Raw genomic sequence first — 13,531 nt, 5'->3', positions numbered from 1 at the left:
TTATGTTATTTAAGTTCGATCTACCTTACCCATAATTATTACAACAGAACGGAGGTGGATATATGGGCAGAAAGAAAATCCTTTTATCATGGTTAATATGCTGTCTGTTGTTTCTGTTTGCCTGTTTTCCTGTCTGGGCTGATGGTAATAGTCTGGGCGAGGGAGCCGTGCCAAAGAGAGATGGGCAGACTGATATTATGGCTGGTGTGGTCGTTGATTATATGGGAAAACTGCGTTTTCTGGTTTTAGACAGAGACCTCAATAAACCGATTGCAGATGCATCAGTGGAAATCTATATCCCAAGTCTGAACCGTTATGTTTTGTTTGGTTTAACGGACAGTAACGGTATATATGAGCTGGATGTGGCATATAACATGAACTCTTCTATAGCGGATAGCGACCAGTTCATTAAGAACAATAGCGAAGACTATACATTTCAAGGTACGCTCGTGTATCTAAACGATAATAACATTCAGTACCGGGTTTATAAAGCCGAATGGCTTCCCTACCCATACGAAGGAAGTTACCTGGTAAAGGGAGATAAGGTTCCGGAGACGATTATCGTAAAATTATATCAGAAAGAAACAAAGCCCAATAAACCCAGTTCGGGAGGAAGTTCATCGGGGGGAAGATCTCCAGGAGTTACTCCTGTGAATACCCCCCCTACTGATACGCCCCCTTCACTAAATAACGCAGTAGGAATCGGAACCAGTGGAATTCCGAAGACCGGTGTGGAAGGAACTTATCCTTACTGGGCATTTGGTTTTGTATTCTTCCTCCTGGCAGGAGGCGCAATCCGGAAATTGTCAAAGCTGGATAATGAGAGTAAAGAGAAAAGGAGAGATTCAGATGACACAATTTAAAAGACTTATAGCGTTCCTTTTGTGCTTACTTATGATCTTTCCCACTCAGGAACTTACGATTCTGGCAGTAACCATGTCAATGGATCATGTGCAGGCAGAGGAAATGATTTCAGCAGAACCAATAGAAGATGGAACAGACCTCATGGACGAGGCTCAGCAGTCAGAACCAACGGAAGACGGAGAAGACCGCATAAAGGGAACTCTGCCATTAGAACCAATGGAAGATGAAGCTGACCGCATAAAGGAAACTCTGCCTTTAGAACCAATGGAAGATGAGACAGACCGTGTAAAGGAAACTCTGCCATTAGAATCAATGGAAGATGAAACAGATCGTGTAAAGGAAACTCTGCCATTAAATCCAATGGAAGATGAAACGGATCGTATAAAAGAAACTCTGCCATTAGAACCAATTAAGGGTGGGAACAGCGGAGTAGAACGTATTAATAAAACTTTGTCATTAGAACCTTTGGAGGATGATGGCTATGCAATTTATTGGAATCCTGGCGGTCAGCTTCCTGTAGAACTGGCAACTCCATCGGATGCCACAGCAACCGCATCCGATGCAACCTTAACCAAGGCAAAAGCGGGGAGGGATACTGCCAGTGGCCTGAGTCCGGCGAGACCTGTAAAAACCCTTGCAAAGGCAATTGAGCGTGCTGAAAAGCTGATGGAGAAAGAAGGACTGGATTCTTCGGACATTACTATTTATGCGATGAATCCGATGGAGGTAGCAGACGGAGAACTATATGCATTAAATGCAGGAAATATCCGCATTGCATCCTGGCCAGGACGTCCTTATGAAAGTGATGCGCTGTTTTATGTAAATGGTGGACAGTTAACCTTGATGAATGTTTTGCTTGAAGCAGAAGATCCGGCTTATGAACCAAATGAGACAGAGTTGGTTTACGTTCGTGGCGGAGTCCTTCAAATGGGACAGAATGTCAATATAAATGGCCGTGTTATAATGGATTACCGCAGTAAGCAGGAAGATATGGAGTGGAAGAATGATACTGCAACCCCTTTCAATGCCGTGGAAAAAGATGATACGGCAGCAGGGGAAAATAATCGAATTGAGAAAGCACTTCCGATAAAATCGCTGTTTTCAGCCGCCAGAAAAGAAAGAGCGGCAGGAGAAGCGTCTTTTAATATTGATAATTACGCGATAGATAGCGACGAAGAGAAGGTGGAACTGGTGAAAGACAAGGTGTCCGCCAGCACCTGGAGAGAGCCGGTTATTGAGTTGATAGAAGGCTTTGACGGCAGCAGCAGTGAATATCTTCTGGATATAAAGGATGATGGCAAGGCAGGATCACGTGAACTGGTAACAACCCTTTATGCGGATGATGCAAGTGCAGAAGACTTTTTAAGCTATTTTACTCTGGCAGAATCTGATAACTGGAATCTGCAGGTAGAGATAAAGGCAGATGCCCAGTTAAGGAATACAGGATCAGAATATGAAATCCAACCTCTGTCCACTCTCTTTGAGGAAGAGACCCTTACCCGTAAGACCCTGATTGCAAGCCGTTCTTTAGATGGAGTAACTGCTATTTACTGGAATCCGGGAGGGGCTATGACCATTGGCGGGTTTACATACCAGGCAGGCAATGATGATGGTTCGCATGATGGATTAACCCCGATTTATCCGTTTAAAACCTGGAGTAAGGCAGCTGCAGAAGCTAAAAAGGCAGGCGGTGGAGTTGTTGTAGCTATGCAGTCCCTGAATTTGGGAGATGCAGACGCCGGTGAATATTTGGGGCTTTCTGGTGGGAAATTTTATCTGGCATCAGAAGATCCATCACTGCTCACAACTCTTTGCACATGGAATGTTAATCCACAACCGGCAATCATCGTACCAGGAAATAAGACCTTGGTTATAGAAGACCTTTCCCTTGGCGGAATGTATAGTGAAGGAGGGAATGAGGCCGATGCTCCGACGATTCTGGTCAATGAAGGAGCTCTTATCATTGAAAAGAATGTCGGAACAGAAGAAAAGGGATATATCCAGGTAAACGCGTTCCCGGGTTTGGCGGGCCACCCGATTGAAGTACGCAGTGTGGATTCGGAAGATGACGGGGACTTAAAAATATTCTTCAGCGGGATTAATACGAACATAGAATACCGTTTTACAGATGTCGTGATACCAGGAGGAGTTTTGTCCGATTCAATAAATGATATTGCGGATGAGCAGGAACGGGCAGAGCAGGCGGATCGCGTAGGCCAGGCGCTGCTGGACCGGGTAAAGCTGCATAATTCCAACAAGTCTGTGGCAAATGGTGGAGTATCAAATATTGACTGGTCACTGCGACAGGATACAGCCGAGGATGACAGTATTGTAAACGCTCAGAATATTGAACTTTATGCAATCTATTACTTCGATGCTATTTATATTGATGGGGTAGATGGAGATGATGGAAATTATGGATCATCGTGTGAATATCCGGTAAAGAGCTGGAAAAGGGCAAGAGAGATCTGGCAGGATGAAATGACCAAAAGTCTGCAGGCCAGACAAGATGCAGCTGGTATGACACTAGATAAAATTGAAGCCGACTATCCGATGCCGGAGGTAATTTATATCTGTAATACTGTGACCGTAGACTCTGCTGGCGAACCAGAATGGGAGCTGGAAACCCGTTATGACTACGCGAGAGGTACTGATGTTAAGACAGAAGTCGTATCTCATATTGACAAAATTGCAAATCAGGGAGTGGGAAGCCCCAATGTGCCGCGTCACGAAGCTCCAAAGACTTTGATCATAGTAACAGGAAGCGGTGTTTTAAGCATACGTGACGTTTTTATCCGTAATATGGTGGATGATACTGACAGTGTTACGATTAAGGTAGATGCAGGCGGAACTCTGAATTTAAGGGGAGAGACTACTCTGAACGGAACACGTCTTAAGAGTACCGGTTTTAATCAAAAAGATCTTACTCTTGGTAACCACATAACGGTTACCGGAGGCAGCCGCTTTGTTATGGAAGCGGGCTGGACTGGTTCGATTGAGAACCGGGAGCAGGGTGTGGTTGCTGCCGGAAGCGGTACCACAGTTGAGATGAACAATGGTTTTATTCAGAAAAATAATTCTTACCGTGCAGATTATTATACTGCCGGAATAACCACTCATAAGGCCGGAGGCGGTGTGGTTTTAAGTGATGGCGCTCAGTTTACCATGAACGGCGGTGCAATTACCGGAAACCAGACCTATCAATATGGCGCCGGTGTTTATCTTGTGGGTGCAGGAACAACCTTTATTATGAATAAGGGAAAGATCACAGGTAACAGTACTCTGGCTTATCAAATTTCAAGCACAAATACCAGCGTACTGTTTTCAAAAGGAGTCGGTATATTTGCGGATACAGGTACAATCGTAAACATCGGTGATGGGAACGGTCAACAGGAAGATACGGTAATCAGTAACAATAAAGCATATTTTGCTTATGGTACCGGTATTTACTCGAATGGCAGCCTGAATATTGATCATGCGGCCATATCTGATAATGAAGCTGGCGGAGTATACAAAAGTAATGCGAATGTTAATTTAGGAGTCGGAATTTATGTAGGGGCTGACGGTAAGCTTGCGATGAATGCCGGGTTAGTGAATGGGAACCATGGTGCGTTTACGACATATGGCTACGTTAGAGGTGTAGGTATCTATATTGATGCCGGCACAAACAGCCATACAATCACCGGAAGTACAGTAACTGCGAATCAAACGGGATTTGAGTACTATACTAACTCTGATGTGTACAATTATAACCAGGGCGGCGGTATATTTCTTGCCGGCGGCAATACCCTTACGATAACAGATACAACAGTTTCTAATAACAGAGCCGGACGCGGTGGAGGAATCTATGCATCCGGAAGCTCCGGAAAGAATATTGCTTTAACCTTAAAAGAAACCATTATAAAGGAAAATAAAGCGATATCATATAATACTAGCAGCTATGGTGATTCCGGAGGTATTTACTTCTATGGATATGGAACTCTTACTCTGGAAGATGGAACCAAGATTATCAATAACTCTGCAACAGTGAGTACCGGCGGACTTTACATAGGTGGTGCTTCCACTACGTCTGCCCATGTTTATATGATGGCAACCACACTGGGAGCAATTGAAATCAGCGGCAATAAAATCACCAATACGGGAAGCTACGGTACTTATGGCGGCGGTGTCACTCATAACGGTGGCAGCTGGCATGCTGAGAATGTACGGATCAGTAACAATGAAGCGGTTACACAGGGCGGAGGAATCTATTCCGCCAACTCATCCTCTTACTCTTATTTCAGGAACATGATGATCTCTGACAATCGGGCAGCGGATGGAGCTGCAATGGCAATTAGCAGCGGACTTTATTATGTACAAGACTCTTCCATTATAAATAATACCGCAACTAATAGAGGCGGTGGCATTTATCTGATTGCCAATCCTAGCTTGTATCTGTCAGAAACGCAGTCCGGAAAATTTAAAATAATGGGTAATCATGCCAGATATGGCGGCGGGATTGCGGTGGGGTTGGTCAGCATATTTGCGATGGATATTGCTGGTCCAATTCAGAACAGCGCGGCTGAACAGGGGAGCAACTTTTATTTAAATGGATATGGACAATTGGAATTTTTAAATGGTCATTTTATGCAGCCGGAGTTATCGAAACAGGTGGAAGGTGTGTACAGTATTTATATTGACGATACATCAACTACTAACTATAATAAATATTTTGATTTCAGTAAGGTGACCGCTGAGAAGAAAGCAGGGGCTAATCCTGATGTTATCTTTTTGAATTCAGGAAGTTCTTTTCTGACGGTGGTTGGTGTGCCGCCGGATGGTACTGCTTCTGGCGCTTTTCCGATTGATTTAAATAAAAAGGTGTTTAAATCTGGAAGTGTAGTACTGAAAGCAGCGGGAACTGTTTCACTGCCAGCACCGTACCCAAATGCGAATCTATCCGCTTCTGTAACAAATGACAAGTCATACAGTAATGTTCTGGATGCGACGAAAAATCTAGATTGCTTTCGCAGCGGTAAGCTGCCAAGAAGAACTGAATTGGGTGGATATAAAGATGCAAGTAATCCCACCAGAACGAATGTCATTCTTGTTGGCCAGGGAGTGTATTTAGATGGAACCAATGGAGATAACAGCAAGGATGGTTCTTCCCCTGAGACTGCGGTTAAAACTTTTGATAAAGCAAAAAGTATTTTAGAACAGAAGATTAACACAACTGCTAATAGTGAGAGCAGCCAGCCGGAGGATGAGAGGGAAGGATTTGCGCCGTTTATCTATATTTGTGGCCAGGTTAATATTAACACCAATGATTACTGGGAGCTTAATTATAAAGAGTTATTGTATAAAGTTAATAATAAGTATTATGCAATTGCGGAAGAACGGAATGGGGACCTGGTATATGAAGCCCAGGTACGCCGTTTTGCATCTTTTGTGAAACAGCCAATGATTAAAGTTGGGAATGGCAGCAATACAGTGTCATTTACTACTGGAAGACTGATTATTGATGGTATGGCAAATTCGGTTGTTCTTGCTGATCAGGTTGGAAGCAGCCCTGTTATTTACGGTTCTGCAGGTACTCGTGTGACTCTGACCGGAGATTCAATGATCACAAATAATTACTACAGTGCATTAGACATTTTCGGTGAACTGATACTTAACAGTGAGAATGGTAACGAGAATAAGCAGATATATAATAACCAGTCACAGTATACGGTCCAGTTGTATGGATCAGCCAAAATGTCAATGTTAGACGATGCTAAAATTATAACAGATAATACAGTTGAGAAGGTTGCTAGCTTTCTCAGCTATGGTATACAGATTTGGGGAACGAATGTCTCAGTATCTATGCAAGATAACAGTGCTATTATGCAGGGGCCAGGTTCCGCGCTGTTGAATGGTTATCTGATTAATTCCACTTATGCAAATACCACCGTTGAAATGAAGGATAGTGCCAGATTAGAAATTGGTAGTGCTGCGGCCGGCGCTGTGTATAGTTCTGGTAACGGATCAAAGATTAATATGTCAAAGAATGCCAGTATTGAAGCGTTGGAGAGTGCATATTGGGAAAAGGGCATTAATATGGGCGCCAATAATACTCTAGTGATGTCAGACCAAGCTAGTATTACTTATGGAGGGGCATTCAATACCACAACCTACGGTGTATATCTGAACCTTACAAGTACGACAACGTCATCGGTAAAAATGCAGGGAGATTCAGCGATTATTCTTACGGATACAGCAGCCACGTTCGGATACGGCCAGTTTTATGGAATATGTGTAGCCAGTGGGTCATCACCGAAGGTTGAATTGTTAAACAACGCGAAGATTACTGGAAGTAGGAATATTCAGAATTATAACACTGGTATTTACGTAAACAGTTCCCAAAATGCAAGTATATTACTAAATATGGAAAATGATGGGTCGGATGAAGACTCAGTCTCAATTTTAGATATGACTTATGGTATTTCATTAGAATCGTCAACAAACACATCTGTTTCAATGGGAAAGAAGGCTCTGATTAGAGGAGCTCTGACCAGTGGTGACAACCGTGGTACCGGAATATATATGACGGGCCTCAGCAGTCTGACCTCAGAAACTAATATTTTATTGAAAGATTATAGCAAGATATACAATACAGAGTATGGTATTTATCTACATAGTAGTGTCAGTGGACCAATTAACATCATACTGAAAGATCATGCAGCGATTGAACAAAATATTCGGGGAATCTCCGATTTGAATGGGACCGGATCTGCTAGTGGCGGCGGGCCGTGGCGGCTGAATATAGAGATGTCCGATAACACCAGGATATCCGGTAACTCCAATTCTGGAATTCAATTAACTTCTTCGTTTCCCGGCTGGTCAGAAGAGGGGAAATACCAAAAAATCATATTAAATGACAATGCAATGATTGGAAGCAATAATTATTACAGCAGCACAGAAGCTGATTCCGGAAATCAAGGAGCTGGAATATATGCCAATGGTCCAATTCAGGTGACAATGAATGACAATTCAAAAATATCCGGAAATGGCACTAATGTGAATAATGGTAATGGCAATATAACAAGCTCGGGAATTTTCCTGACACGTTCAACAACTACCGCCTATTATCGGACCGGAACATCAAGAATTATCTTGAATGATTCTGCTTCCATTTGTGATAACAGAGGCGGCGGTGTTTATGCAGCAACGGTTGGCAGTTCCACAACAAGCTATCACAATGAAGCCATCATTGAATTAAATGGAATTAAAAATGATGGAAGTGTCTGTACACCGTCTATTCAGGGAAATACAGATGCGGTCTTCTTAGGGATTGACACAACCTTAAAGCTTAAGGGGGAGGCACTGGTTAAGATCAGTGACAGCCCTTATGAATCAAGTGCTTATAAGGCCAGAGTAATTAATAATTACGGATACATTGAGTTAGATGGAAGAAGTACAGTTGATGGACTAATCTATATGAATGATAGTACCAGGCCGATTACAATGACTCATGCTGTAACCGATCCGGTAACAAGGTATGATTTGCATCTGATTGAAGGTTTTGCCGGTAAAACAGTAGTTCGGCCAGATCTGGCAGGTATTACGGATCTTACAAGCTCAGGCAGTGAAGGAAGTCAGCTGGCATATTTTAACAAGGTCAGCGCCGACGGAATGGCAGCCGACAAGATAATCGTCGAGATATCACCAAACCTCGTGCTGCAAGGAGGAAATAATGTTTATCTGTCAGGTGACGGGAATGATGCCAACACCGGCAACAGTCCGTCTACACCGGTCAGAACCTTTAAACGTGCCAGAGAACTGCTGCAGGTCGGCGGTTACTATACCACAGGGGCGAACATCATGATCTGCGGGGCAACCGTTAGTGTATTGGGAGGGGATGAGGACTGGTCATTTGATCCTGGCGGATTCGTAACTAATTCACTGACCGGACAAAGCTGGCAGCCTCTGGTAGCCCGTTATAAAGGGTATGGCGGTGTTCTTATTACGCTATATGATGGCATCAGCAACACAGTAAATTATGCCTCTACTGTCGCGTTTAAAAATATCACAATTGACGGCGGCTCAGAGGATGACATAACTTTGACATCGTACCAGAATGATCAGCTGATGACAGTCGGCAAAGATAGAACCGCTATTCTTGGTGAAGGCGCTGTATTGCAGAACAATAAGGCAGTATCAAGCAGTGCTAACTCAAACTCCGTATTGGGTGTAAACGTTACTGGCGGTACCCTTGAGATAAATGGCGGGACTATTCAGAATATAGTAAGAGAAACAAGTTCTAATTCTTCTAGTTATGGATTTGCTTCGGCAGTGTATGTTGCGGGGGCCGGTAATTATGAGGCTAAGCTGGTCATGAAATCGGGGCAGATAATAAATAATAAACTAAATGCCCCTCAGATAGGTACTACCAATTCCCGTATCGGAACGGTTTATGTAACCGGCGGTGGCAACATTGAGATGAGCGGCGGCCTGATTGAAAATAACAAGGTTATTTCAAGGTCTGCGTCTCTGGCAGGGGCAGGTGCGATAGTAAACAATGACGGCAGCGTAACAATCAGTGGTGGAATTATCCGTGGAAATGAAGGCGGCTATGGAAGTGCCATTTTCTATCGGGGTGTTAGCGCTTTTTCCAAACTGATTTTCTCCGGCGGGCAGATCATCGAAAATAAGCCAAGCACAGGAGCAGAGCCGACGAATGGATATTCGCCGATTTATGTTATGGAGAAGGGCTTTGAGCTGCGCGGCGGTGGTGCGGACATCAGGGACAGCATTTATTTATCCAAACCCTTAAGTGCTGTTAAAGTTAGTGATCAAATATACCAGACCGGACGTTCCTACCGCATTTACTTAAATCAGGGAAGCGGCTCCTTTATAAAGGGCAGTGTAGTCGTAGAGCCGGATGGCAATAAAGTAACAACCGTTACTTCCTATCTTCCATATTTCGATGTGCGGTCAAACCCGTATGTTCTGGATCAGGGAAGAACCAGTAACCTTGCTGGTAATATGGCGGGTGTAAAGGAAGAACAGTGCTTAATTCTGATGAAGGCAGTTTATCTCGATTCGGTCAACGGGAAAGATACGAACTCCGGATTAAAGCCGAGCCAGGCTGTAAAAAGCTTTACCAAAGCCAAGAGTGTGGGAGTATTAACGACTCACGGAACCTCTGAACATTATGTGATTTATGTATGCGGTAAGGCAATTAATACAAACGAAAGTGTGTGGACATTACCGGAAACTGCCTATATGTGCCGTTATACCGGATTCCCAGTTTATGAAAGCACTGGTATTGAAACACAGGAGCTTAATCGGGCATATTACGGTTATCTGATTGAGCCGGATGGAGACCTGACATTTAAAGATATCTCTATACAGGGACGAAGAAACATAGACGGTACGGGAAGCAATGGTGACAGTCTGGTGAATATTCCTTCTGGGGTCAAGGTAACAGTAGAAAGCGGCGCAGTCTTTTCGAACAACTACAACAATGGCAACTATATTAATCACGAAGATGGACTTAGGGATAACTTAAGTTCAAAAGGCGGTGCTTTCCAGGTAGCCGAAGGCGGAAGCCTGGCGGTTAATGGAGGTGAGATTAAAGGCAATAGTGCAACTTATGGAAGTGCAGTTTATCTTCATGCAAGTGAAACGGATCCATCATTGTTCGGACAGATGTATCTGACCGGATCACCGGTTATATCCGGTAACGTATATCTAAATGGTTTCTCCAATGTAACAGCGGCCTATATACAGCCAGATGCCAGCTATGTACCTTTATCGGCTTTGCAGGTATCTGTCCATAATGACTATAGTGGCCGGCCATTGATTAAATACCCGAATGGCATAACGCCGGGTGAGACAGAACTGAAATATTATTCGTTTGATGATGCAATCAATGCATTGTATGATATTGTGAATAGAAATTCCGAGCCTTCCATGCTGGAATTGAAGCAGAGAAAGGTAATTTATCTGGATGGTCAGAATGGATCCGATGATCCCAGTCATGATGGAACGACTCCTGAGAAGGCATTTAAGTCATTAAAAAAGACCTTTGAGGCGATAGGAGAGGAGGAAGATACGAAGGGTGTCCTTGTCTATGTTGTAGATACCTTGGATATCGCTGAGGGAACCGGTGGACCATCTAAGATTCAGTTGATGAATACTAAGGTTTCCACTGGAGGTGCCTACCACTATGAAGGATACTATGATGATGATACGGCAAACAGGGTGAATATCCGGGGACAGGTATATTTCAAACGGTATTCCCAGCCAAAAGATTATGATGCAGAAAATCCCGTTTATGATGGATATGGCAAGGAAACATTACTTGACAGCCTGTTCCGTGTCGGTGATAGCGGCCAGTTGATTTTAAGCGGTATTTATCTGGATGGTCATTCTGTCAGCAGTGACAGCATTCAGCCAACATTAACGGCGCCGGGCGTAGCAGCTCAGTCCCCGCTGGTTTCTGTAAAAAATACAGGTATTCTGAAATGTTCTCAGGCAGGAGGGGAAGATATGCCTGGTGGGATTTCAACCAAAACGATGTTTGTCAATAATATCAATGAAAACAGTAAGAACAAAGTGGTTGGGCAGCTGAATGGTTCTGATATTATGGAAGGCAGCGGCGCTGGTATAGAGTTGTTAGATGGAGGGACCTGTTATCTTGAATATACGGAATTTGTCAATCTTGCATTAGGCGATCATGTGGTTTCCGGCGGTACGGCTGTATATAGCAATGGATTCTTATCTTTCCGCTATATGACGAACTTTGGAGGAAGCGTGTTCCTGGAGGGCTTTGGAACCAAAGACAACGCTGCAAGTCATGATACCAGCCGCTATTTGACCGTAACATCAGCTGGAGTTCCGCTAATGGATAAATTTCAATTAATGATGAGAGATCCGTATATGGGCAGAGGTGTGGTTCATTATCCGGCTTCAATTGAGCCAAGTGATGCAGATGCCGCTTATTTCCTGTTAGAAGAGCGGGTTAAAGATTTCTTCCGCCTGTCAAACCGCAGCATAGCAAAGAATATTCTGGAGCTGCAGGTGCCGACCGCCGTCTATGTGAGCGGAACAAACGGTGTTGATGACCAGGGGGACCGGGTTGCCGGTTCGACTCCGAAGCATCCTGTAAGAACGTTGAGAAGAGCTTTTGAGTTATTAAAGACCAGGGGCGGAAATACGATTTATGTAGTCGGTACCATTCAGGTAGACCGTAATATCCAGGTGACGGGACAGTCCTATGTTGGAACAGACGGAACCATCATGCTGGGAAGCACCAATAAGATTAATATTGTCCGATATATACAGCCGGATTTTGCAACTGCTGATCCGAGTGCTGGAGCTGACGCGGAATATGATGTACCCGACTTTACCGGCGTATTGCTGAATGTAAAGGAGAATGCAGCTGCACAGTTCAGTACGAATGTATACTTTGACGGGCACAGTGAATCGAAGGATGGTGTCGATCTTCCGGTTGAGGCAATTGTAACTGGAGAGGATAATAAAGCAAAGGCACCGCTGATCACAGTTGAAAAAGGCGGAACTTTGAATCTTCTGTCAGATGTTGCGCTTTTTGATAATAACAATACCTATGCGGATGGTGATTCCAGTGGCCAGCATGGCGGCGCGATCTCCAACAGTGGCACAACGATTGTTGACGGTGCTTTATTTAAGAATAACGTGGCAGCGAAAGGGTCTGTGGCATATCAGGACGGAACCTTTGCGATTAAGAGTGCTCCGGAAAATCTGGCTGACAATCCTAAGGCATTTTATTTGACCACTGAGAATACCGGAACGCCAGAACAGCCGGTCTGGGGAGATGACCATGTGATTCAGACGGCGGTAGCAATACCGGATGGTATAGCTTTGATATTGATATGTATCCGGAAAGGGCGGTAGCAGGCAGAGATGTGGTTCGCTTTACCAATAATTTAGCTTATAATCCCAATGCAGATGCAGAACAGGATCATTTCCATTTAGGACACACGGTACCGGAGGAGTTGTTCCTGGTAGAAGCTGAGAACGACCCGGATGTTCTTGAATTACAGGATTGGGAAGTTCTGAAAGTGGAAGTACCGGCCGATATTTATCTTGTCGTATGCCGGAATGGTTCTTATGACATTACGAATAAGTTAATGGGTGTTATCAGCGATCCATCAGCAGGTACGGATCTGTTTACAGCACCGGAGTATACGATTAAAAACAAGGGCAGCTATGATGCGAAGGTTTTAATTTCCGGGTTTGAGAATAAGACGACAGAGGCTGGTATTACAGCTGATCCGATGAACCTGACAGCCAGTGCGGCCGCAGCAGCGACTGCTAATGATTTATATCTGGCAGTAAAAGGCTTAGATGATGTCACAAGCGGCTCAGGCTTCGGTATCGCTGAGACCTCGTTACAACCTTACGCAGAATCACCGGTTGCTGCAGCGCCGGTTGCTTTGGGAACCTTGAAGAAGGAAATGTCCGGTAAATTTACCTTTATCGGAGCGGTAGGCAGTGGGTTTGTGGAGAAGTATATAGATCCTGACTTAGTGGTTGAAGGATCTACTAAGACCCAAGTACAAGAATACATGGACGGAAGTAATGGTGGCCCAATTAAGGCCAAAGCAAAATATCTGTTAAAATATAAGGTAGAGATTGATCCGTCCAGAAGGACTCCTTAACA

General features: G+C 44.1%; 3 protein-coding genes. All 3 read left to right on the top strand.

Annotated features, from left to right (window positions below; translation table 11 throughout):
* Positions 1–62: 62 nt before the first annotated feature.
* Genes ACHZES_RS06335 through ACHZES_RS06325 form a run of 3 tightly spaced genes read left to right on the top strand, consistent with a single transcriptional unit; the run spans position 63 to position 13,529 of the window.
* On the top strand, positions 63–863 hold the full coding sequence (locus ACHZES_RS06335) for a hypothetical protein (protein ID WP_395548749.1): 801 nt from the start codon (positions 63–65) through the stop codon (positions 861–863).
* On the top strand, positions 850–12,762 hold the full coding sequence (locus ACHZES_RS06330) for a hypothetical protein (RefSeq protein ID WP_395548750.1): 11,913 nt from the start codon (positions 850–852) through the stop codon (positions 12,760–12,762). Before ACHZES_RS06335 ends, ACHZES_RS06330 begins: the two co-directional genes overlap by 14 nt.
* Positions 12,741–13,529 carry a hypothetical protein gene (locus ACHZES_RS06325; protein WP_395548751.1) on the top strand — a complete coding sequence of 263 codons (789 nt, stop codon included), beginning with the start codon at positions 12,741–12,743 and terminating at the stop codon, positions 13,527–13,529. The genes ACHZES_RS06330 and ACHZES_RS06325 overlap by 22 nt, the downstream gene beginning before the upstream one ends.
* The last annotated feature ends 2 nt before the right edge of the window (positions 13,530–13,531 follow it).

Origin of the sequence: Lacrimispora sanguinis (genome assembly GCF_044987295.1) — a bacterium.
GTDB lineage: Bacteria > Bacillota > Clostridia > Lachnospirales > Lachnospiraceae > Lacrimispora > Lacrimispora celerecrescens_B.
Note: the sequence above shows the minus strand (reverse complement) of the source record. Positions and strands in the feature narration are given on the sequence as shown.